Here is a 23,532-nt window from a genome sequence, read left to right as displayed (position 1 = left end):
TTGTTTTACATCAACTGTTATTTAAGCCGTACAGCCTTAAATTTGTCCTGAAAATAAAAGTTCATGTCAAATAGAAGAACATTTGCAGTCCTCGGAGTTTCAGAAACCAAAAGTATTTTTTTAGCGAAGCAAATTGCCAAAACCAATTCCGTTTTGTTGTTTGATTATGATGCTGTTGTGCTGAATAATGTTTATGCCCAAATACTTTTAGAGTTTCCAAAGGCAAATGCGGAGATGATGATTTGTCCAACTAATGCAAGCTGGGAGGCGGATATTATAATACTTTCAAATGATGCGGCAACTGATGATAATTTTACTAAAAAAATCAAAAGAGTCGCTACGGGTAAAATCGTACTTGTTTTGGTGAACGAAAAGAATACGATTGATTTTGAAAGTACTCTTGACAAATTACAGCTTTTATTTCCTTTTTCTAAAGTTATTCAGAGTTTCGAATCAATGGATGAAGTAGAAAATTCCGTTCTTTTAAAAGGAAATGATGAAGAAACCTTAAAAACTATTTGGACTCTTTTTACAAGTATTGGTTTGAAAGCCAGTATTGCATATACATAAACTACTAATTTTTAACAAAAAATCAAATGAGTAAATCAATTTTATTTCAACCCTATACATTAGGAAGCCGTACTTTAAAAAACAGAATGGTGATGGCGCCAATGACGCGAAGCCGTTCTAATAATGAAGGAAATGTTGCTACAGCGCTTACAGCAGAATATTATGCGCAAAGAACTACAGCAGGTTTAATTGTTTCTGAGGGAACGTTTGTAAGCACAAAAGCAGTTGGTTTTATCAATGTGCCTGGAATTTACAGTGCAGGACAAACTGAAGGTTGGAAACTGGTTACAAAATCAGTACACGAAAAAGGAGGAACTATATTCGCGCAATTGTGGCACACGGGACGATTGTCGCATCCGGATTTACATAATGGCGAATTACCACACGCACCTTCAGCGCTGAATCCTCATGCAAAAGCCTACACCAAAGATGGTTTTGTAGATACGGTGACTCCAAAAGAAATGACGATTGAAGACATTAAACAGACCGTTCTAGATTTTAAAAACGGAGCAAAAAATGCGATGACTGCAGGTTTTGACGGAATCGAATTGCACGCTGCCAACGGGTATTTGTTGCAACAGTTTTTTAATGGTTATTCCAATCATCGTATCGATGAATACGGCGGTTCAATTGAAAATAAATCCCGAATCCTATTTGATATTCTTGACGCTTTAAAAGGTGTTATTGATTATTCCAAAGTTGGCGTTCGATTGAATCCTACATTGCACAATTCGCAGGGAATGATGCTGGACAAAGAGACAATTCCAACGCATGAATATATTGTAAACCGTTTAAATGATTATGGTTTAGCGTATGTGCATTTAACGGAGCCTTTTACGCCAGTGGATGATGTACCTTTTGCAGTTACTGAAGTGGCCAAACATTTCAGACCGTTTTATAAAGGAACTTTAATCATCAATAAAAGTTTTAATAAAGAAACGGGTATCAAAGTTATCGAGGACGGTTACGCTGATCTTGTTGCTTATGGAGTTCCCTTTATTGCGAATCCGGATTTAGTGGCTCGTTTTGAAGCTGATGCGCCATTAAACACACCAGACCAAAGTACGTTTTACACTGACACAGTGAAAGGATATACTGATTATCCGGCCATGGCTGAATAATAGAAATTTTTCGTTAGCTGAAAAAATACAATACATTTTTATTCAAGTCAGATTATAATTCACAAAGAAGCCCGCATTTAGCGGGCTTCTTACTTATTGGAAAACAGTTAGTAATGCTGTTTTGATATTAAAATTATCATTTAATATTTGTAATTGTATACGCTATGCAGGCTTGTTTGTTGATAGTCGACATTACAATTCCTGTCGATGTTGCATTTTTTTTTTCTTTTCATCAAGCTTCATCGCTAACAAATTAGTTTTTTATTTAGCTTATTTTATTTCTGAGACTGCTCCATCCACCACCATTATAAATTGTTGTATATCCATTTGATTTCAAAATACTTTTTGCCGAAGCACTTCGCATTCCTGAAGCGCAACACGTAATTATAGGTTGGTTTTTATCTTTCAGTTTGTAGAGATTATTGCGTAGCGCATCAACAGGAATATTAATAGAATCTTTTATATGCCCCGTGGAATATTCCGCTTTGCTGCGCACATCAACGATAATGGCTCCGTTTTGCACTAATTCCGGATAGTTCACTTTGGAACCAAGTCCGAATAATTTTTTGAGTCTTTCTATCATTTTATTCAGATTGAGATTGAAGGTAATTCACATCCAGCCACGAACCGCCGTTATAACACTCGACACCATGTGCGGTCAGAAACACTTGCGCCTGACCACTTCTATTTCCAGAGGCGCAACACAGTATCAAAGGCGCTTTGAGTTCCTGTATTTCGTGCATTCTATGCGGAATTTCATTCAACGGAATATTGAATGAACCTGCAACATGGCCACCCATAAATTCATCATAGGAGCGCACATCGACAATGGTCCCCAGTTTTTCTTTGATTATTTTTGATACTTCCATAGTTTTATTTTTAAGATATTTGCGCGTTTTTACAGCTGTTTGCATGGTACAAAATTACAATTACAGAGTTGGTTTTTGGTGTCATTTGTCACACAAAAAGATGTTGAGTTTTTTATTTTAAGTCGCCATTAATAAATTAAAAAATAAAGAAATAATGATTTTAGAAATCCATTACTTTCAGAATATTTTGGTTAGCAATTTTTTATTACAGGACGATAATAAAGGTAGCTATATTTCATTAATTTTTACCTACAATTTATTTCTGTCAATCTTAAATTTTTTGTTAAAGGCAGAGCCTGAATAACTGACAATAATTTCTTGTTTTTAAAAGAAAAAGTATTTAAGCTTTCACGGCATACTTTTTGACGATTTAAAAACAAAGTATTAAACAAATAAATAAAAAATAATGTCAGAGAAAAGTAAAAAACAATTTGGAGTTTGGATGGATTCACATCATGCAATTATTGTAGGTAAAGAAAATGTAGATTCTGGAGATTTCGTAGTTTTAGGACACGAAAAAGAAGAAGGTCAGGGTGGTAACTCAAATGAAAATGCAGCTAATAATGCTGAAAGAGATTCACTTCATAAATTATTCAAAAGCATTACTGCTCACATGCAAAATGTTGATGAATTACATGTAACAGGTCCTGGAACAGCTCAGGAACAATTCATTAAATATTTGGGTGAAACTCCACAATACAAAAATGTAGAGACTAAACAAAGTACTTCTAATAAAATGAATGATGAAAGCTTAATTGAATATGTGGCTTCACAATTTAACTAATCAATTACAGATAAATACGAAGAAGCTGTCTCAAAAGGCAGCTTCTTTTGTTTAGAACCACAGCGTTTTAAAAGTCAAATAAGAAAAGTATTTGTATTTTTTGATTGATTTTTGTTTTGTGTTTGTAGAATGAGCGGTGTCAGACTACTTTTTTTAATTTTATATTTGTAAAAAAAAATATGCGTTTCTCCTACTTCACTATCGTTTTATTAAGTGCTTTTATGTTAGTCAATTGCGCTGCGAAAAAAAGTACTGATATTTTGTATTTAGAATCTGTGGATAAAAATAGCTCAAAAGTACCCAGACTGAATGTTTTTGTGCCGCGAAAATCAAGTGCAGCGCAAGTCCCTGTTTTAATTTTTGTGCACGGAGGAAATTGGAATAGTGGAAGGAAAGGAACGTATGATTTACTGGGCAGGAATTTTGCCAGCAAAGGAGTCATTACTGTTATCCCGGATTATACGTTAAGCCCTGACGCTACGTATGATGAAATGGCACGGCAGATTGTGTCCGTAATCCAGTGGACAAAAAAGAACATCAGCCAGTACAATGGTAATCCCAATATGATTTATATTAACGGTCATTCTGCAGGTGGGCATCTTGGTGCTTTGGCGGTTATGAATCCAAAGTTCGGAATTGCTTCCGGAACTATTGCTGGAATCATCCTCAACGATGCGGCAGGATTAGATATGAAAAATTATTTGGAAGAAAATCCGCCAACGGCAAAAGACGATTATCTCACCACTTGGACCGCAAATCCTGAGCAATGGAAAGACGCTTCGCCAATCTATTTTTTAAACAAAAACGCGCCTCCCTTTTTAATTTATGTAGGAGATAAAACTTATAATTCCATAAAAATTGCCAATAGCCGTTTTTTAGTTGCTTTACAAACCTTCCAACCTGATGTGGAGCCAATTAAATTAAACAAAAGGCATGTCCCGATGGTGCTTCAGTATTTCTCGCCTTGGAGCAAACGCTTTGATGAGATTATTGCTTTTATGAAATTGCACAAAAAGTAAAACTTTAAATATACCTTAAAAACAGCATGACTAAGGTTGTACTATTAAAATTTCAAGAATAGTTGGTTTATGATTTTCTTTTCAAAATTGCATCAACAGAATATTGACCACTTTCTCATAAAAAGCAGAGCGCAATAGTACAGAAAATAGAGTGGTGCTAAGTCAATAGTTTCTAGTCCATCATTGATCTGAACATTATACACGGCAACTGCCATCGTAATAATAAGTGGAATTAAAGCCAGTCTGGTCCAAAATCATCTTACAATTATTACGGAGCACAAATCTTCGGCAAAAACAGTTAAAGCCAATGAGTCGGGCACTATGATGCCAATTGGATCACTAAATTACTTTGTGTTATTGATTTGCTTCATCATTTTTGGAATACCGTGACCAACATCAATAAACCAAATGGTAGTCTTGCAAAACGCGAATTTCAATCCGTTACATGAGCAGACTAAGAAGCTGGGGATAATAATTTTTGAATCATATTTTTAAAGTTTTTAGTATTGGTTCTTAAAAACGTACTTTATTTTTACAAGAATTTGATTCTTTTAATATGAGCTCGAAGTAATTATTGCTTTCTAGCCTTTCATTTTAAATAAAATTTTCTCCATGATAATCACAGCCAAAATACCCAACGTATATGCAAGCAAATCCATCCACGCAAAAGAATTTCCAAGAACAACTTTAGCTATTTTTGAATGCTGTAATCCTAATTTTTCAACCAAATTTAAATATTGTGCGCTTTCGATAGCAAATGAAAAAAGTAAAACAAGAGCTGCGGCTACCCAAACGGATACTTTTACAAAGGATTTCAGAAAACAATAGAGTAGAATCACTACTAAAAAATCGCCAAAATAAGGTCTTATAAAGTTGTCGTGCACATACAAACCAATTGCAATTTCCATCACAAAAAGCAAAATGGTGAGCGCAAAATAGTTGCGGTTGAATTGAAACATGTTTTTAGTTTAACGATTTGGTCAGTCAGAGTATAAATTTGTTTAATTTAAACTTCATTTAATTTTTTTAACAGCATTTTCACATAGATTTCGGATCAATATTTTTGTTGATTTTCTCAATATTCAAGCTATTTGCCATCGCCGTAAATATTTGGAAACAGCTATCCGAATTTACCATAATCGTTAGCGCAGTTTTGCAAACTGTGTCCATTCCAATTGCCAACTAAAGTAAATCTAATCAAGTTACCTGTACTTCATTTTTAATGCAGCATAATTTCTTGTGGAACCGCAATAATAATCTGCTGGCAACTTTACAATTTTATTCTCTGCATAATTAATCAATAACGGCTGAGTTTCAAAACATTTAAGTTCTCCAATTGTGCCTTTTTTCAATCCAAATTCTTATTTGCCGAAAATGTCAAAACAATCTATTTTTTGATCACATTTTAGTATCAAAAAAATTGATTGATAAGTTTCAATCTGCACATTTATACTACGTAGTTCCTGTATATTCATTTTTTCGTTGCGTGCCGGTTGCCATTAACATGTTGCGGCTTGGTGAAGGTGACGGATTTTACCACAAATGTTGATACGGAGAAACTAATGTTTGATTAACCACAAATGTTTTTACGAAGCAATGAACCGCCACTTTTGCCAAACAACTGTGAAAGGCCGGCGTTTTTTTGTTTTCAACTTGTTTTGTCATTTTGAATTGGCGTTATAAGCTATGTTTTAGAAATCCACTTTAGTTGTTGGTTTATTTTGAACTTCTTCTCTCCCAAATAAATTTATATACCTGAACTGACAACAATGGAATCAATCCAGCTAAAATTGACACTAGCCACACTTGAGCAGGCAGCACGTCCAAGCGGAGTACTGAACGCATCTGAGGTATAGCAAAAACCAATACCATTAGAGCGGTGCAAATTAAAAGAGCTATCCATACAAATTTATTTTTGGTGATCTCATTCACAAAAAAATTTGAATGTGGGGAAGACATATTGAATACATGAAACAGTTGGGCAAAGGCAAGCGTAATAAATGCGACATTATTTATAATTTTGGAATCAGTTGAAATAATTTGTTTGCAATAAACCACAGCAATAATTACTGCTAAGGTCATGGCAGCAGCATATAAAGAAATAGTAATCCAGTCTCTATTAGATATAATAAGGAGTTTAGGATCTCTTGGTGGTCGTTCCATAACGGTTTTATCTCCTTTTCCTAAACCGAGTGCGAGTGCCGGAAATACATCCGTTACCATATTTAAGAACAGGATTTGCAATGGAAGTAAAGTAGAGGTAGGAACAACGAAACCTAAAGTAGTCACAATAAATATTTCACTTAAATTACATGAGACGAGATATATCACAAACTTTTGTATGTTCTGGAATATCTCTCTTCCATGTGATACTGCCTGTGTAATGGATTTAAACGAATCGTCTTTAAGAATAATGCTGGCAGTCTCTTTAGCCACTTGTGTACCTCTCAATCCCATAGCAATACCAATGTCTGATTTTTTAAGCGCAGGCGCATCATTTACTCCATCACCTGTCATTGCTACAATGTTACCTGCTTTTTGATAAGTAGCTACAATGTCAAGTTTTTGTTTAGGAGTGGTACGAGCAAATACGGCCGTGGAAAGTATCTTTTTATTCCATTCATCTGAAAGCGATTCCATATCGGGCATATCTATTCCAGTAATTGCATTTTGTTCGTTTTCATCTACCAATCCTACTTTTTTGGCAATATTAAGAGCTGTTAAAGGATGATCGCCTGTAATCATTACAATCTTGATACCTGCTTTACGACAAGTCAACATGGCTTCTTTAATATCCAATCGGGGAGGGTCTAAGAATCCAATCATCGCTACATACACTAATGAATTTAAAAAATCATCTTTATTAATTTCTCCTTCCTCGTTAAAGGCAAAAGCCAGTACCCGCAAACCATCGGCAGCCATCTCTTCAGATTGCGCCAAAATATTTTTTCGCTCTTCCTCGCTCAGGTTTTGTATGGTGTTTCCAGTCTGTATCTTACTACATTTTATCAACAAATGTTCTACAGAACCTTTAGCTGCTATAAAATATCCGTTTGAATTTTTGTGCAAAGTACCCATGATTTTTGTGTCAGAACTAAAAGGTATTTCACCAGTTCTTTCATATTGTAGTTTCAGTTCTTCAGTGGCAGAACCTGATGCGTCTGCGAGGTGTACCAGAGCAATTTCTATCGGGTCACCTATCAATTCAGTTTTGTCATCTCCGTTCTTTGGTGAAGCATTGTTACATAACGCACCTATCAATATTAATTTTTGAAATTCAGCTTCACTTTTTTTAATATTCCCTTCTGCAAAACTCAGCACATTGTTTTTAATTGAAACTTTTATTTTTTCATTGGGAAAAGAAAAAGTATCTACATATATTTTATTTTCTGTTAAAGTTCCTGTCTTATCGGTCAATATCACATTGCTACTTCCTAATGTTTCTACAGCCGATAATTTTTTAACGATAGCATTTCGCTTTGCCATCAAAAGCATTCCATAAGCCAAAGCTACTGTGGCAACAATAGGAAGCCCTTCTGGAAAAGCCGCAACCGATAAAGCGATGGAAGTCTCTAAAATCAGAACCCAGTCTTTGCCTTGAATAATTCCTGTGATTGCAAAAATGCCTGTCATTGCCAACGTAATCCATATTAACTTTTTACTTAACGCTCCTATCTTTTTATCAAGCGGTGTTTCTTTTTCTTTAGAACTTTCAACTAAAGAAGTGATGGTGCCTAATTGAGTATGTTGGGCAATTCCTGTTATAACGGCTTTCCCGCTTCCATTTGTAACAGATGTGCCTTTGAATACCATGTTGAATTGGTCTCCAAGGGCAATATCTTTCGCAAGTTTGTCTGTATTCTTTTCTGTAGGAAGTGACTCTCCTGTTAGAGAAGATTCCTCGCACTGCAATTGATTGGATTCTATCAGATGTGCATCACCTGGAATTACATCACCAGCTTCCAACACTATTATATCTCCCGGAACTATTTTTTCAGATGGAATCTCTTGAACTTTTCCATCACGGATAACTTTCGAATGTATTACATCCATTTCCTTCAACGCATTCATCGAATTGCGTGCTTGCAACTCCATTAAAAATCCTATTGCAGCATTTACCATTATTACCACAAGAATGGCTATTGCTTCAATAACATTTTGAAAATAAAAAGTAACAGCAACAGCAAAGAATAACAAATAGACAATTGGGCTCTTAAATTGCAAAAGCATCATAAGCCAAATACTTTTTTGCTTTTGAGCTTGATAAATATTCGGACCAAACTCTCTTGTTCTTTTCTCTGCTTCGGGTTGGCTTAACCCTGATTCAGAATCAGTTTGGAATGCGATCACAACTTCTTCTACGGAGAAGGAATGAGGATACGATTGCGGATATTTAATTTTCATTTGTGGAGTTTGAGGATTCGAAATGTCGTTTTCCTTTATGTTGTTGTTTGTTACTCGTTAAAGGAACAATTCAGCATAATGTTCTGGTACTAAAGCGGGTTTTGGATTAAATTAAGCCCTATTTTCGGATCTTCCACCCGAGCGATAGCGAATCGGCGAAGCAAATCATCCCAATTACAAAACCAACTTTTTATTAAGCCAATTTTGCAAATCCGTTTTAGTTGAAAGTGGCGGTTCGTTGTTTTTTTAATTTGTTTCTCTGATTATTTTTCTCAGAGTTTAGTAAGGGCAGAACCTTTATGAGCTGCCACATGATCCGTCTTAATGCTTTTTATTTCATATTGAGGCTCTTCTTCCGTAGCGTGGTGTGTATAACCTTTGTAATCGAAATCTTTGGTATGTATTCTAATGATAGTTCCTGAAACTCTCCCCGCTTCGGAATTCCAGCTTACTTTGTCGCTTATTTTAAATTTTGTTTCCATGAACTTATTTTTAAATGTAAATCTAATTTTCATCATAATAAAATACATTACCATCAACTATTCTTGCCGGTGAAGTGAATTTATGTCCCTGAACTTTCCCTGTTGCCATAATATGTAATACCGCCCAACCTTTTGCTTTTAAATAATCGGACACCATCGAACGATGGCATCTCCACCAAACCGCTTCTGAGCACATATAAGCCGTGGGCTGTTCCAAAGCGATATTTTCCAATTTCACAATTGCATTTTCAAATTCTTTGGTTTCCATATAATCGGCATAACCTCTGAAAGAGTCATTATTCCACCGATTGTTTTTTGAGTCTTTTTTCATTTTCCTTCTTCCTCCCAAATCGGCCAGATGTATATATTGTATTCCGGTTTCTTCTAAGGATATTTTTATGTTTTCCATGTCGAATTGTGGACACCTGCGAGAGCCCGGTAAACTTCGTATGTCGGCAAGAATTTTAATGTCAAAAGACCGCAGCATATTTAAAAATTCATCCAGACTATGAGTAGAATGCCCTATGGTATAGATGGTATGTGTCTCTAATTTAATCATTTGGAATTGTTCAATGCTAAAATATATTTGTCAATATATTGTTGTTTTTCTTTGGATTTATATTGCTGGATATATCGCGGATGTTCAAGAATTTTTAAATTGTCAAATAACTTTACTTCTTTGTTTAGCTTTTGGATAAATTCTGCATTTTTTTTCCCCAGCACAAAAACTTCCGAAGTATCTAATCCCAGACTGATATGTTTTTTCAAGGACATAATCATAAAATCTTTCACCATTTCAAAAAGAACAGGATCGTCATAATAATTGGCATTAAGCCATTTGCCGTCTTTTGTTTGACGGATAATTGCTAAAGGAAAAGGGGAGTTGATGTAAAAATCTTTGTAGAAGTTTTTTACTCCACCATATTCGGCAATCATCTCATAAATAAAAACAGAAGAAATTTCGTGCGTATTCGCCGATTGCATTTTGATATCACAGGCACTTTCCAGTCGTTTGGTATCCGTAAATGGCACACCCGTTATCCCAGCTCCGTGACGGCCCGGGTTAATACCAATAATAAATCTTCGGCGTTGTGAATCGTTATAATATTTATGATAAAACTGTTGCATTACTTCCATTGTTTCAAGATTATCCAAGTAAGGATTCAGCACCTGAAAATCCTCTGGTAATTTGCCTGAATAGTTCAAATGGCGGTTGAAATCAATCACTTTATCTGCAAAGGTTTTTGTCATTATGATTTATTTTATTTTTATATCCTGCAAACTCTTTCAATATATTTATCGAAGTAGAAAGATGCAAAGTTCCCATTGTAGCATATAAGTTTTTGCTGTTTGATTCCATCTTTTTAGAGTTGTCGATTGGGTACATTCAAGTATGTTGACTTACAATGACCGGTATATTATTTTGTTGCAAGAGGTTTGTGTCTAAGTTAAGATTTTCTTCTCATTAAACACTATTAATTCAAGTACAAAACCATTTTAGTATTAAGCCGAAAACCCAAATCCGGCAAAACCGCTACTGTGCGTTCGTTTTTATTTTTCTCTCAAAATTCCATTTAGAATTACATAATATAATGAGTTGTAATATTATCTTACTTCAGAGTAAGTTGTGTATTCAGATTTACATTTTTCACACAGTTATATGTCAAATACTGGGAATCCAACGTATATAGAATTATTAAATAATCCTGTGTTGTAGAATTTTTTTAATTCTTTATATAATTCATTTTCTATTGGAAACGCAATCTTTCTATTTCTGAGAGACAAGCTGAAACTGACCATCAATCTGGAAAAGAGCGGGATTAGAAAACCCATTCAGTTCACGATACTGGGATTTTCGTTTGCATCGAACTATGATAAAGGTTTAAGGGCAGGTATGCTTCGCCAGTTCGCCTTTCAGGCTTGGGTCAATTAACGGTAGGTGACAAAGCGTGGGTAAAACTTAAAAAGAGTCTAAAATAGGTGACGCGCAAAATCGCACCTAAAAGTTTCGAGGAATTCATCCGAAAAATCAATGACCTGAGCCTAAAAGGCGAACTGGCGAAGCAAATCCAACGAGGATGGTTGAACTATTTTCGCGGGACGAGTATTCAAGGAAAGTTTCGAGATATTGATGGATGGTTGCGCAATAGACTGCGCTACTGCATTTGGACGCATTGGAAAAATTGTAGCTAAGCGGAAATCACGAATACCAAAAAATAATAAATAAACCATGTGCTAAACCCGAACGCAAAAGGAAAAATCTTACGACTATAGATTGACAAATACCATGCTTATCCTCGGAGAAGAACGAGAAATGCTCCGCATTCATGAATATCAAAAATATAATAATAAATCGTGAGTAAAAGGAGGATGGCGAATGGCTCAAAGTCCAATTCTTACCACTTCAATTACCCTACTGCGGCTCAAGAAGAAAGGCTATCAATCAATGTTGGAAATTTATATGGAACTCAACCCATCACTTTGCGAACCACCGTATACGAGACCCTTATGGACGGCGGTGTGAGAGGCGCACTCAGTCAGTTTCTGGCGGAGCCGTCTACTTGATTAACAGTAGTTTTTTTATTTACTCGTTTAATCTGTGTTCTATAGCCATTCTTTCATGCAAAACTCTAACAACTTCAATTTCATTACTTATGTTTTTTTTAAAGAAAATTAAATGTGATTTTACCTTTGAATATTTATAGGATTTTCTAATTTTTCCAAAGTCACTAGCCAATTCAAATTTTTGGACGATAAATTCGATTTCATCAATTATTGCGTTATAATATCTGTCGGCTTGTTCAAAAGACCAATTTTCGGCGTTGTAAATCCAAATATTATTAATATCTTCCAATGCTTTTTCACTAATGATATATTCTGACATTATTTTTGAAAATTAGCTTTGAGCATTTCTAGATTCGTACTGCGGTCAAAATTTTTAAGGTTAGTACTTTTTTCTCCAATTTTCAGTTCATTAATTAGAGAATTTGCCTTAGTTTCTTCATACTCAAATATTCTTAAAGCAGTTCTAACCACTTCACTGACAGAACTATATTTTCCTGTAGCAATTTGTTCGTTTATGAATTTCTCAAAATATTCGCCTAGTAAAATGGATGTATTGCGTGCCATGATTTTTTTTATCAAAAATACCAATTATTGGTATTAAAAACAATTTTTTTTAAGTTTTTTGACAAAGTTACTGATAATGTCAGTTCGTCTGAAAACCTTCAAACGAACTCATTTTAGTTAATCAGTGAGTAAATATATATGATTTAAACTACAATTAATATTCTTTTTGGAAAAAAGTATTTTTCATTTTTAAAACAAAACAATCCGTAAAAAGCGTTAATAAACTTGCTTTAAAAGCCAAAAATACATAGCCAATACTTTTAAATATCGTTTTAATAGATTTTGGTTTATTTTTGGCAAAATCGAAAGTAAAGTCAAAATCAGAAAGTATAAGATTGTCTACAAAAAGGTCAATGAGCCGGTTTTCGTTGTCTTGCGCAATGGCATCATATATCGATGAGGCGAAAAGCGGGAGTTGGTTTCTGTTGGTTCCGTTGATAAATTTGATATTTAGATATACAAAAAATCAACAAGTAAAAAAAATATGTGAAAGATTTTAATTACAAAAAACACAAGGAATCAAAAAAAGGTTATTAGATAGTTTGACGTCTTGGCGCTTTGAGAAGTTGGCGATTTCTAAGCACTAAACTGTCTGCCACCACTAAACTTAATACGAAGCACCTATGTTTAATTAACCACTGAGCCGCCATTTTCTTAAACCCGCTTTCAGCGGTTAGTTGTTTTACCTCTCAATTTTTTCTCTTTCTTATTAATAACCACAAACCAAAAGTTATTTCCCACAAACCAGCAAATATTAGAAGATACATACTCCATTCTTTATTAAACAGTTCCATTAGAAAACCAAAAGCAAATATTGTGTATCCAATTACTCCCCAAAGTGCCAGCCAAGTTGGTGAAATTTGATGTTTGTAAAGAGTTAAACACATTGGAATACTACCTACACCTAAAACTAACATCGCTAGGAAATATCCAAAATCATCTGAAATATTAACTTTAAAAAATAATTTTAAAACCACAATTGCAAGGGCTATTGCTTCAAATATTCTTGTAAATAAGTAAACATTTCCGACTGTGGCATTGTATTGTAGTAAAGTTTTTCTAAATAGTATGCCAATTAAGAGAACCATTGTTGAGTTCAGTAGTATGAGTATAGCTCCAATATATTTTATAAAGAGTACATCACTTTTAAAATAGTATTGTCCAAAACCATATGCTAAAAATATAAATAGGAAAAAAGCACCTATAATTTTTGCATTTTTTATTTCAATTTGAATGTTATTGTTTTTCATTTTATTTGTCAATTATAATTGTTTACATTATTGTCCCATTTTAGGATTGGTCTGATTTTACAATGACCGATAACAATAGTTCGTATAAAAACCTCAATACGAACTCATTATAGTTAATCAGCAAGTAAATATATGTGCGTTAAACTACAATTAAAATTCTTTTTAAAAAAAAGCATTCTTCATTCTTAAAATAAAACAATCCGTAAAAAACATTAAAAAAGGGTGTCAGAACCCCAAAATACAAAGCCAATACTTTTAGATATTGTTTTAATAGATTTTGGTCGATTAAATTAAATATTCGTCGCAGGTTGTAGACTGAACAAATCAAACCAACATCAGCCGCGGGGTTGTAAAAGGCTTTTAGAGCTAAATATTGCGAAAAACTCAAGGCGAAATTGCCTATCCAATACGAACAAATCCGGCAGGGATTATGGCAAAAACCATGGGTAGTATTTGCTAAGAAACCTTTTGGAAGTCCAAAGTCGGTGGTGGAATATTTGGGAAGATACACCCATAAAATCGCCATCAGCAATAATAGAATTAAGAGTATCGACGAGCAGAACGTGACTTTTGATTACAAGGATTACCGAGTAGCGCGCTTTAAAAAACAAATGACACTAACTCATCAGGAATTTATCAGGCGGTTTTCGTTGCATATTTTGCCCAAACGGTTTACTTCATCAGGTCGCCCTTTGGGCTCGGGTGTGAAAATCCGTCATTATGGTTTTTTGAGCAGCACTTGGAAGCGTCAAAAGCTGAAACTTTTACAGGAAAAACTTAAGGTAAAAGTTTTAGAAAAAGCAGAAAAGAAGCCCTTTTTACCCAAGTGTCCTTGTTGTAAAACAGGCAATTTACACCGAATAGCAGTTTTTGACCAGCGCGGTCCGCCTGCTTGTTATCTTGGCGGAAGCCAAAGTTCAAGTTTCTGTAAAAGCTAATTTTATGGGCAGGGGGACGTATGCTCAAAAGTGAAGGAAAACACGAAAAAACTAGCTGAAACCACTCCGCAAAAAAAGAGGAACAAAATCCTCTTGAAAATACCGCTACAATCTTTACGATAACTCCATAGTGTTGACGGCAGGTACTCGGTTCTCCCGTAAAAACGGGACAGGCTGTTCAACACGAGTTTCATTGTTGGTGCTGCGCACGCAACGAAACCCTAACTGTTAGCAGCAGTTATTTAGACAATTCTACTTTTAGTTTCATAAATCCTTTCCAATTATTTCCAGCGTCGTGATAATTTAAAACTAAAGTAGAATCGATTGTTTCAGCGGAATACCATTGACCAGCATGATATGGAATTTGTTCTTCTAAACTTTTATTCAGAAGTTCATGCAAATAATCAGAAATAGCTTTTTTATGATTTTCATTCAAAGCAACTCTTTTTTTCTCGATAATTTTTCGGCTTGTTAAATTTTTGCAGTCAACGCTATCTTTTGTTATTTCGGCAAAAAGTTTTTTTTCTGCACGAACAATTTTTATCTCTTCGTGATGTCCGCCCCATTCTCCACATTCATCATAATCTGCTGTCAGTTTTAAATAACCTACTCCAACAATATTTTCAAATTCGGCAACTTTGTTGGTGTTTTTGGTTTCTGATGGCTTTCTATTACAACTTAAAATTAAGAATGCAATTAAGAAATAATATACTTTGTTCATATTTACGAAAATGTAGTTTATAATTGCTGCTAACGTCAGTTCGTCTAAAAACCTCTAAACGAACAGTATTTTGTTAATCAGTGAGTAAATATATGTGATTTAAACTACAATTAAAATTCTTTCTGGGAAAAGTCGGTTTAGGATTATCAAAATAAAACAGTCCGTAAAAAGCTTTAAAAATTGCTCTTAGAGTCCCAAAATATAAAGCCAATACTTTTAAATATTGTTTTAATAGACTGTGGTCAATCAGGTTAAAAATTCGGCGCAGATTGTAGGCACAGAAAATTAATCCTACATCGGCTGAGGCGCGTTTGATGGTTTTTTTGGTCATGATATAATAAAAATCCCATTGGCGTTTTATAACACCGTAGGGATGTTCCACTATGGCTTGGCGTCTGCGGTAGGTTTCATAATTGTTTTCGATTCGTACTTTATTTTGATAAATCAAATCTGCGTATTGGGAGCGTTCAATAAGTCTGCCTTTGGCATTTTTAGTGCATTTTGTAAAGAGTTTGCAATTCAAACAAGCATTGGTTTTGTAATGCTTCATTTTGGTTATTGATTTGCCGTTCTTTTTGGCGTACCAATTTCCGTTGGTGGTCAGAGTTTCCTGGGCAGGGCAGGTATAAGAATGGGCAGTTTTGTTGTATTTAAAATATTCTACATCAAAAGCGGTATCAGGTGCGTGTGCAGACACGCCAGGAATAGCCACTAAAACATCGACACCAAGACGGTTAGCGTAGTCAAATTCGCTGCCGGTGTGATAGCCTTTGTCATAAACGGCTATAAAATTAGCATGACCTAAAATGGTTTTGCTTCGGCGCAACATGCCGCCCATGGCTTTGGAATCGTTTTCATTGGTCACCTTGAAATCAATTGGAATGTTATGCAGCGCATCCACTGTAGTTTGTACCGTGTAGGCCACTTCCGAGATGTTATTTCGAGTCATGATTTGGCGACTGTCGGGATCCGATGTCGAGATTTGGGTAACGCCAGTAGCATCAATTGTGTTTTGATACCCGATGTATTTTTGCTTTTGAATACTGTGTTTCTTTATCTTCTTTTCAATAATTTGTTTTTCTAAAACATCATCTTCTTCTTTAGCTAAAGCCAAGTTATATTCTTGCAGTCTAGCATCGATATAGGCAATGTGACGCTCTATTTTATTGGGATTAAAATTGTTTTTCTTGGAGTTTTGTGCTCTGAGTTTGGTACTATCACCAGCAACAAGGCTTCCGCCAATGAGTTCAAAATGGGAGGCTAGTTTTACCGTTGCCCGAAAAACGCGCGCAATGGCTTTGGGATTGTTTTTACGAAAATTAGCAATGGTGTTGTGGTCAGGAACCAAACCTTTCAAAAGCCAAATGAGTTCAATGTTGCGATTGCACTCTTTCTCCAAAGTTCTGGAGGAACGCATGCGATTGAGATAGCCGTAAATAAAGAGTTTGAGTAAATCCGAAGGATGATAAGCAGGTCTTCCGTTTTCGACAAAATCGAAAGTAAATCCAAAATCAGCGAGTTTAAGACTGTCTACAAAAAGGTCTATGAGCCTGATTTCATTGTCTTGCGCAATGGCATCATCTATCGATGAGGCAAAAAGCGGGAGTTGGTTTCTATTGGTTCCGTTGATGAATTTCATACTTAAATGTACAAAAAATCAACGAGTTGCGCAAGTTATTTGAGCGATTTTTAATACAATTTATTTAACAGGGAGAAAGGAGGTTATTAGACAGTTTGACGTCCTGCTAGTAGGCGATGGTCGGGCTAAATAAAGCAAATTATTTCGGATTATCACTAATATTCCAAACACAAAACAATCTTCCCATTAAGCCAATTGCCCAAATCCGTTGTAGTAGCTGTTATGCAACGTGCATCAATTCAATCCTACTTTTTATAGCTTCTATGATTTCAGTATAATTTTCAAAATTATCTGGAGAAATAATTAAAGTTTTACCATTTTTAAGTTGCAAAATACTATAATGATATCCATCAGATATATTGATTCCGCGTGTACTTCTTAATCTTGTTTTTTGTCTATCTACACTTGAAATAGAATCAAAAGCAATAAATTGTTTTGTTCGGAATATTAGAGAAGTTTTTTCAATACCATTTTCCATAATTTTCAAAGTAAAATCTTTAAATAAATCTATTGAAAGATATATTATAAAAGATAACGCAACAAATGCTAGAGTTAAAGATTGTTTTGTGGTTTCGTCAGGATTTCTCAATCCATTTAAGCAAAAAGAAAAAATTAATAAAAAAAGGAAAAGTCCAATTCCCATTCTGATGCAAAACAATTTTCTAAATTTTGATTCAATTACCATTTGATTTTATTTATTCCGTTGCTTACCGCATGAGGCATAACGGTCTCGGGCTAGGCCCTAGTACTGCCTTTTGGGGCAGTATTGGGCTTAGCCCGTGTTATGTGCTGTTTTCTTCTCTATTGAGATAAGAAAAGCAGGAACAGTTGAGCGGTAAAGAAAACTAGATAAATGATTTAAAAATATTGATCTTATCCTTTTGGTCGGATAGGTGCAGTTTTTTCAAATCTCAGTCAAAAATTTGCAAAAATCTAGAGTTTAAACAGTTACAATAAAAAAAACACTTGATTTTCTGATTTTTTTCTTATAACTTTAGCAAGCCTTTTAGCGTCTTCGCTTTGAAAATAAATTTTCAGCAAATCTCTTTTGCAAGGCTTGACGAAAAAATAAATTCTTTTTTCCGCTTCTAAACTCTATCTCTTTTCAATCAAATTTACGGCTATTTATCAGATCTCGAGCGCTCAATTGCACATAACGTTTCGCTGCTTTGAGATGGCTGGAAGTTCGTAAACGCTCAGTTTTCGGCTTAACGATAACTTAATGCGAAACGGTAATTCCACTGAACTCCAGCTAGCTCAAAACAGCTGTTGGCAGACGTTTATTTCTTTTTCGCAATTTCTCTTACTTCAGGATTAACAAATTTAGAGTCAATTTCATCAGTTTTTTTTATGTATTTAACTAAACTGTCTTTCTGCATTAAATAAGCATACGAACTCGCTAATTGTCCAAATGCTCTTCCATTTTTGGGTTCAATTTTTATTGCTTTTTTTAAGTTCTCAATTGTTAGGTTTAAATATTTAATATCTTTTGTTTTGAAAAATATTTGGCCGTAACTCGTTGATATACATTCGTAAACTTTTGCGTTGTTTGGTTCTAATTTGATTGATTTTTGTAAGTATTGGACCGATTTCTCGAATTCGGTTTTTTTGCCTAGTAAGTTTCCAAAACCCCAATATACTTGTGGATTTGTTTTATCTAAAAGCCAAGCCTGATTAAATCGTTTCATAGATGTATCATTATCATCTTTATAGAAATATTCCCAGCCTTTTGACACGTAGTATTCAGATGCTTTTTTTCTGTCTTTGAATTGTTTTTCAGATTCTAAAATAAATTCGTTATCTAATTCAATCTGTTGTTCACATTTTTTTACTTCTCCATACATTGGGAGTAAATTTATTCCTTCGGGACAATCTGTTTGTGATTTGCAACTCAGTTGACTTAAAAGTATTAAAAATAATATTTTCTTCATTCTATTTTAGATTTTGATTTCTCCTTCTGTTTTTTTTAAATGTATGCCAACGTCAGTTCGTCTAAAAACCTTTAAACGAACTCATTTTAGTTAATCAGTAAGTAAATATATATGATTTAAACTACAATTGAAACTCTTTTTGGAAAAAAGCATTCTTCATTCTTAAAACAAAACAATCCGTAAAAAGCGTTAAAAACTGCTGTTAAAACCCCAAAATACAAAGCCAATACTTTTAGATATTGTTTTAATAGACTGTGGTCAATCAGGTTAAAAATTCGGCGCAGATTGTAGGCACAGAAAATCAATCCTACATCGGCTGAGGCGCGTTTGATGGTTTTTTTGGTCATGATATAATAAAAATCCCATTGTCTTTTAATGACACCGTATGGATGTTCCACTATGGCTTGCCTTCTGCGATAGACTTCATAATTATTTTCGATTCGTACTTTATTTTGAAAAATTAAATCAGCGTATTGGGAGCGTTCAATGAGTCTGCCTTTGACATTTTTGGTACATTTTTTATAAAGTTGACAAGTCAAACACGCATTAGTTTTGTAATGCTTCATCTGGGTTATTGATTTGCCGTTCTTTTTGGCGTACCAATTTCCGTTGGTCGTTAGGGTTTCATTGGCAGGACAGGTATAGGAATCGGTGGTTATGTTGTATTTAAAATATTCTACATCAAAAGCCAAATCAGGTGCGTGTGCAGATACGCCAGGAATAGCGACTAAAACATCGACACCAAGACGGTTAGCGTAGTCAAATTCGCTGCCGGTGTGATAGCCTTTGTCATAAACGGCTATAAAATTAGCATGACCCAAAATGGTTTTGCTTCGGCGCAACATGCCGCCCATGGCTTTGGAATCGTTTTCATTGGTCACCTTGAAATCAATGGGAATGTTATGCAGCGCATCCACTGTAGTTTGTACCGTATAGGCGACTTCCGAGATGTTGTTTCGCGTCATTATTTGGCGACTATCTGGATCCGAAGTCGAAATTTGGGTAACCGCTGTAGTATCGATGGTGTTTTGATACCCGATGTATTTTTGCTTTTGAATACTGTGTTTTTTTATCTTCTTTTCAATAATTTGTTTTTCCAGAACATCATCATCTTCTTTAGCTAAAGCCAAGTTATATTCTTCGAGTCTAGCATCGATATAAGCAATGTGACGCTCTATTTTATTGGGATTAAAATTGTTTTTCTTGGAGTTTTGTGCTCTGAGTTTGGTACTATCACCAGCAACAAGGCTTCCGCCAATGAGTTCAAAGTGAGCGGCGAGTTTTACCGTTGCCCGAAAAACGCGCGCAATGGCTTTGGGATTGTTTTTACGAAAATTAGCAATGGTGTTGTGGTCAGGAACCAAACCTTTCAAAAGCCAAATGAGTTCAATGTTGCGATTGCACTCTTTCTCCAAAGTTCTGGAGGAACGCATGCGATTGAGATAGCCGTAAATAAAGAGTTTGAGTAAATCCGAAGGATGATAAGCAGGTCTTCCGTTTTCGACAAAATCGAAAGTAAATCCAAAATCAGCGAGTTTAAGACTGTCTACAAAAAGGTCAATGAGCCTGATTTCATTGTCTTGCGCAATGGCATCATCAATCGATGAAGCAAAAAGCGGGAGTTGGTTTCTGTTGGTTCCGTTGATGAATTTCATTCCTAAATTTACATAAAACCAACGAGTTACACAAGTTATTTGACCTATTTTTCATACAAATAAATTAATGGGAAGAAGAGAGGTTATTAGACAGTTTGACGTTCTGGCGCTACACGAGGTTTGGGATTAAAGAGGCGAGGTTTTTCGGTTAAACACAAATTTCCCAAGTATAAAACTATCTTTAAATTCAACCTAATGCCCAAATCTCGTGTAACGGCTGTTAGTGGCTGTATTTATTATTTAGTTGTCTTTTATCACTTTTGTTTTTGATATTGCATCGTGAAACCCATTTCTTGTAAAAAAGAATGAAAATCTATCAAATGGAATTAGTCTGCAAAATGTTCGGCTAATAATATCTCCAAGTTCTGCTTTTTCTCCTTTTAAATTTACAACTTTAGTTTTCGTTATAATTTTTCCAAGAGTTTTTTGATATTTGTGCTCAAGCGGAATATAATAAATGGCAAAAAATAATACTAAACCTCCCATTCGGTATATTATCAATTCAGTTTTACTTGTTAGATTTAAAAATTGTTCAAAATTAGAGACAATCATTCCATAAAGAATAAATATTACTATAAAGTCAAACAAGAAATTTACAAATCTAATGAGTGAACTTACAGAATTATTTTCAACATTTTCAAGTTTCTGTTTTTGCACTTCGACTTTTTCAGAAATTGCTTTAAATTTAGTTTCGTCAATATTTCGCAATTCAATTTCTTTTTTAGCAATTTCAACTGCTAGTTCTTGATATTTTCCGCTATCAACAGTTACAATTTTGATTAATTCTTCGTCAGTTCGGCTTGACATTATTTTTGTAAAATTATTTTCCATTCTGTATTTTGTTCTTTAAAATTTGTCTCCTTTTTCGGTGGAATATAGCCACTAACGTCTTGCTAGTAGGCGATGGTCGGGGCTAATAATCCAAATACTTCGGATAATCACTATTTTCCAAGTACAAAATCAACTTTCAATAATCAAAAATCCCCGACTATTGCTTACTAGCGGTTGTAGGCAGTGCATTTAACAAATACTAATATAATCTGTGAACATTTCTGTAAATTCATATCTTTCAGTTCCATTATCGTCGTAAGTTTCAACTTTTCTAATTAAATCAGCAGTCATATTAGGCCAATATGTATCAAGCACGTGATCTTTTTTCTTCGATTTTTGAACACTAATTAAATGTTTAGCATCGTCTGTCTCATTAAATGTAAATGTACTACCAGCAGGCAAAGCTAGAGTTGATAAATGTAAATAATTTTCCGGCTCTCGTTTTCGAGTAACATAAGCTTTTATACCTTGCGCTTTTAGATCATTTACTGCAGTAGTATTTATTACTTCTTCCACTGTTCCTTTGTCAGAATCTAAAAGAATACACCAAGGAATATTAAATTGCTCTGCTAATTGTAAAGTTCTCCAATGCTTTAAATTTCCGCAGCCACCAATTGGAACAATTGCGATTTCTTTTTCTAAAAAAGTATGCGTCAAGTGTCCTGCATCTTTTAATGTTTGTGAAGTATGATTTACAAAGCTCACATCGGATTTGCCTTCTACTAATAATATTGCTTTTGCAGATTTAGAAATTGGATCAGGCAAAAGACCCAATGTATCAGCAATCTTTTGAAAAACTTCATCAGTTCCTGATTCTACAGTTCTTACCATACCAACCTTATTTATAAATCTTAAACTTGGTAATGGTAAAAGTCCCGCTAAGCTTGGAGTATGAGTTGTAAGAATGATTTGAGTGTTTGGCGCATTCGATAATTCTATAAATGCTTTTATTAGCATTTCTTGATGATTAGGATGTTGTGATGTTTCAGGTTCTTCGAATGCATATATTATTCTATCTCCCACATTTCCTAGCCTTCTTTTTTCAGCTTCAGCTCTAAAAAAGTTTAACAATATCAATCTTCTGACACCGCTTCCACGTTTGTTAATTGGTATATCGTCTTCTGCTTTAATTGTAAGTTTAAATTGTGTATCAAACTTTGGGTCTGTTTTAAATTCAGGAATTAATTCGTCGGCTAAATCTGGCGCCATTTCTTTTAATTTTACTAAAGTTCGGTTAGCAGTTTCAATTGCTTTATTACGAACTTGCTCTTTTATATAAGTCAATTCTGCCTCTAATTCTTGAAGTGCTTGTTGCACAGCAATTTTCATTGGATCGGTCACTTCTTTGTCATCGTCATTACTTTGTCGATCGGATTGAAAAAGTGCATATATTGGTAAGTAATTTTCTATTGCAGTATATACTTTTTTAGAATCTTCTTTATCTATTAGCAATTCTGTTGATGCTAAATTTAAAACTCCAATATGTTGCCAAATCGCTTCTCTTATTGAAGAGTTAATATTCCCATTGTAAGCAGCAGCAACTATTCCCAAATTATTTGCTCGAGCCTTCAATTCTGCTTTTTTTAATTCCAACAAATCGTTAGCATTTGCAGCAGAAGGATGATTACAAACTATGTAGATTTTTTCTTTAGGTTTAGCAGCTGTAGCTGGAAAAACTTTTTTTATTTCTAATTTTCCTTCAACATTTAATAGGTGTTCTGCTGCTAAGGTTGTTGGTGCTGCTGCGTCGATAATTATTTCAGCTGGAAAATCATTAAATATGCAGGTGATTTCGATATTATTTCCAACTGCATTTTTGCTCAAATCTTCTCTTTCACAAACCACAATTTTATTATTAAAGAAGATCTCAAGCGCTTCGAGAATAGTAGATTTTCCAGCATCATTTTTACCAATGAAAGCTGTCAAGTTTGAAATAGGTATTGTAATTTCATCAGCATAACCTCTGAAATTTTTGAGTTTGATTGATTCTAAATTCATTGTTTAATCGATTTAGTGATTTTATGCGCATTGGTTGCATTGCCTACAACGTCAGTTCGTCTAAAAACCTCTAAACGAACAGTATTTTGTTAATCAGTGAGTAAATATATGTGATTTAAACTACAATTAAAATTCTTTCTGGGAAAAGTCGGTTTAGGATTATCAAAATAAAACAGTCCGTAAAAAGCTTT

General features: G+C 34.5%; 24 protein-coding genes and 1 pseudogene. 6 read left to right on the top strand and 19 right to left on the bottom strand.

Annotation, left to right across the window (positions count from 1 at the left end; genetic code table 11):
* The first annotated feature begins 63 nt into the window (after positions 1-63).
* A complete protein-coding gene (locus tag ACP7AQ_RS09470; protein WP_426095294.1) occupies positions 64-570 on the top strand; it encodes a hypothetical protein in 507 nt (168 codons plus the stop codon).
* Positions 571-596: 26 nt separating this feature from the next.
* Positions 597-1,691, top strand: coding sequence for an alkene reductase (locus tag ACP7AQ_RS09465; protein WP_426095293.1), 1,095 nt, complete (start codon positions 597-599; stop codon positions 1,689-1,691).
* A gap of 265 nt (positions 1,692-1,956) precedes the next feature.
* On the opposite strand, the gene ACP7AQ_RS09460 is transcribed toward ACP7AQ_RS09465, so the two are convergent.
* Together ACP7AQ_RS09460 and ACP7AQ_RS09455 are read right to left on the bottom strand one after the other, a co-directional pair.
* A complete protein-coding gene (locus tag ACP7AQ_RS09460; RefSeq protein ID WP_426092656.1) occupies positions 1,957-2,274 on the bottom strand; it encodes a rhodanese-like domain-containing protein in 318 nt (105 codons plus the stop codon).
* A gap of 1 nt (position 2,275) precedes the next feature.
* Entirely contained in the window at positions 2,276-2,560 is a 285-nt protein-coding gene (locus ACP7AQ_RS09455; RefSeq protein ID WP_426063606.1) for a rhodanese-like domain-containing protein, read from the bottom strand.
* 406 nt (positions 2,561-2,966) lie between these two features.
* Between ACP7AQ_RS09455 and ACP7AQ_RS09450 the strand changes: the two genes are divergently transcribed.
* Together ACP7AQ_RS09450 and ACP7AQ_RS09445 are read left to right on the top strand one after the other, a co-directional pair.
* Complete coding sequence (locus ACP7AQ_RS09450; protein WP_426063607.1) at positions 2,967-3,344, top strand: hypothetical protein; 378 nt, start codon at positions 2,967-2,969, stop codon at positions 3,342-3,344.
* 179 nt (positions 3,345-3,523) lie between these two features.
* Positions 3,524-4,363 (top strand): alpha/beta hydrolase, encoded by an 840-nt coding sequence (locus tag ACP7AQ_RS09445; protein ID WP_426095292.1) that lies wholly within the window; start codon positions 3,524-3,526, stop codon positions 4,361-4,363.
* A gap of 581 nt (positions 4,364-4,944) precedes the next feature.
* Here ACP7AQ_RS09445 and ACP7AQ_RS09440 read toward each other — a convergent pair.
* The 7 genes from ACP7AQ_RS09440 to ACP7AQ_RS09410 form a co-directional block, all read right to left on the bottom strand.
* On the bottom strand, positions 4,945-5,322 hold the full coding sequence (locus ACP7AQ_RS09440; protein ID WP_426095291.1) for a DUF2809 domain-containing protein: 378 nt from the start codon (positions 5,320-5,322) through the stop codon (positions 4,945-4,947).
* Positions 5,323-5,896: 574 nt separating this feature from the next.
* The gene (locus ACP7AQ_RS09435) at positions 5,897-6,028 is read right to left on the bottom strand and encodes a hypothetical protein (protein WP_426095290.1); all 132 of its coding nucleotides are present in this window, start codon (positions 6,026-6,028) and stop codon (positions 5,897-5,899) included.
* A 51-nt stretch (positions 6,029-6,079) separates the two neighbouring features.
* On the bottom strand, positions 6,080-8,767 hold the full coding sequence (locus tag ACP7AQ_RS09430) for a cation-translocating P-type ATPase (protein ID WP_426095289.1): 2,688 nt from the start codon (positions 8,765-8,767) through the stop codon (positions 6,080-6,082).
* 272 nt (positions 8,768-9,039) lie between these two features.
* The gene (locus ACP7AQ_RS09425; protein WP_426095288.1) at positions 9,040-9,249 is read right to left on the bottom strand and encodes a DUF2945 domain-containing protein; all 210 of its coding nucleotides are present in this window, start codon (positions 9,247-9,249) and stop codon (positions 9,040-9,042) included.
* A 22-nt stretch (positions 9,250-9,271) separates the two neighbouring features.
* A complete protein-coding gene (locus tag ACP7AQ_RS09420; RefSeq protein ID WP_426095287.1) occupies positions 9,272-9,808 on the bottom strand; it encodes a DUF488 family protein in 537 nt (178 codons plus the stop codon).
* The gene (locus ACP7AQ_RS09415; protein ID WP_426095286.1) at positions 9,805-10,500 is read right to left on the bottom strand and encodes an SMUG2 DNA glycosylase family protein; all 696 of its coding nucleotides are present in this window, start codon (positions 10,498-10,500) and stop codon (positions 9,805-9,807) included. The genes ACP7AQ_RS09420 and ACP7AQ_RS09415 overlap by 4 nt, the downstream gene beginning before the upstream one ends.
* A complete protein-coding gene (locus tag ACP7AQ_RS09410) occupies positions 10,478-10,609 on the bottom strand; it encodes a hypothetical protein (protein ID WP_426095285.1) in 132 nt (43 codons plus the stop codon). The genes ACP7AQ_RS09415 and ACP7AQ_RS09410 overlap by 23 nt, the downstream gene beginning before the upstream one ends.
* Before the next feature lie 620 nt (positions 10,610-11,229).
* Here ACP7AQ_RS09410 and ACP7AQ_RS09405 point away from each other — a divergent pair.
* Positions 11,230-11,442 (top strand): group II intron maturase-specific domain-containing protein, encoded by a 213-nt coding sequence (locus tag ACP7AQ_RS09405; protein WP_426095284.1) that lies wholly within the window; start codon positions 11,230-11,232, stop codon positions 11,440-11,442.
* Between the two features lie 391 nt (positions 11,443-11,833).
* Here the strand turns inward: ACP7AQ_RS09405 and ACP7AQ_RS09400 are convergent, their stop codons facing one another.
* From ACP7AQ_RS09400 to ACP7AQ_RS09390, 3 genes are all read right to left on the bottom strand, one after another.
* A complete protein-coding gene (locus tag ACP7AQ_RS09400; protein ID WP_426095283.1) occupies positions 11,834-12,133 on the bottom strand; it encodes a type II toxin-antitoxin system RelE/ParE family toxin in 300 nt (99 codons plus the stop codon).
* Positions 12,133-12,378 (bottom strand): type II toxin-antitoxin system ParD family antitoxin, encoded by a 246-nt coding sequence (locus tag ACP7AQ_RS09395; RefSeq protein ID WP_426095282.1) that lies wholly within the window; start codon positions 12,376-12,378, stop codon positions 12,133-12,135. Before ACP7AQ_RS09395 ends, ACP7AQ_RS09400 begins: the two co-directional genes overlap by 1 nt.
* A 689-nt stretch (positions 12,379-13,067) precedes the next feature.
* Positions 13,068-13,628 (bottom strand): DUF4386 domain-containing protein, encoded by a 561-nt coding sequence (locus ACP7AQ_RS09390; protein WP_426095281.1) that lies wholly within the window; start codon positions 13,626-13,628, stop codon positions 13,068-13,070.
* Between the two features lie 353 nt (positions 13,629-13,981).
* On the opposite strand from ACP7AQ_RS09390, the pseudogene ACP7AQ_RS09385 reads away from it, so the two are divergent.
* A pseudogene (locus tag ACP7AQ_RS09385) lies at positions 13,982-14,566 on the top strand (IS91 family transposase); the annotation flags it as partial.
* Positions 14,567-14,804: 238 nt separating this feature from the next.
* Here ACP7AQ_RS09385 and ACP7AQ_RS09380 read toward each other — a convergent pair.
* The 7 genes from ACP7AQ_RS09380 to ACP7AQ_RS09350 all read right to left on the bottom strand — a co-directional run bounded on the left by ACP7AQ_RS09380 (position 14,805) and on the right by ACP7AQ_RS09350 (position 23,341).
* Positions 14,805-15,287 carry a hypothetical protein gene (locus tag ACP7AQ_RS09380; RefSeq protein WP_426095280.1) on the bottom strand — a complete coding sequence of 161 codons (483 nt, stop codon included), beginning with the start codon at positions 15,285-15,287 and terminating at the stop codon, positions 14,805-14,807.
* A gap of 73 nt (positions 15,288-15,360) precedes the next feature.
* Positions 15,361-16,926, bottom strand: a complete 1,566-nt coding sequence (locus ACP7AQ_RS09375; RefSeq protein WP_426095279.1) for an IS1182 family transposase — start codon at positions 16,924-16,926, stop codon at positions 15,361-15,363.
* Positions 16,927-17,146: 220 nt separating this feature from the next.
* Positions 17,147-17,569: a DUF6585 family protein gene (locus tag ACP7AQ_RS09370; RefSeq protein ID WP_426095278.1), complete on the bottom strand. Its 423-nt coding sequence runs from the start codon at positions 17,567-17,569 to the stop codon at positions 17,147-17,149.
* A gap of 637 nt (positions 17,570-18,206) precedes the next feature.
* The gene (locus ACP7AQ_RS09365) at positions 18,207-18,857 is read right to left on the bottom strand and encodes a tetratricopeptide repeat protein (RefSeq protein WP_426065366.1); all 651 of its coding nucleotides are present in this window, start codon (positions 18,855-18,857) and stop codon (positions 18,207-18,209) included.
* A 116-nt stretch (positions 18,858-18,973) separates the two neighbouring features.
* A complete protein-coding gene (locus tag ACP7AQ_RS09360) occupies positions 18,974-20,512 on the bottom strand; it encodes an IS1182 family transposase (protein WP_426095277.1) in 1,539 nt (512 codons plus the stop codon).
* A 240-nt stretch (positions 20,513-20,752) separates the two neighbouring features.
* Entirely contained in the window at positions 20,753-21,343 is a 591-nt protein-coding gene (locus tag ACP7AQ_RS09355; protein WP_426095276.1) for an RDD family protein, read from the bottom strand.
* Positions 21,344-21,532: 189 nt separating this feature from the next.
* Entirely contained in the window at positions 21,533-23,341 is a 1,809-nt protein-coding gene (locus tag ACP7AQ_RS09350; protein ID WP_426095275.1) for an AAA family ATPase, read from the bottom strand.
* Positions 23,342-23,532 lie beyond the last annotated feature (191 nt).

Source organism: Flavobacterium sp. DSR2-3-3, from assembly GCF_049896585.1.
Taxonomy (GTDB): Bacteria; Bacteroidota; Bacteroidia; order Flavobacteriales; family Flavobacteriaceae; genus Flavobacterium.
This window is presented reverse-complemented; position numbering and strand designations above follow the sequence as displayed.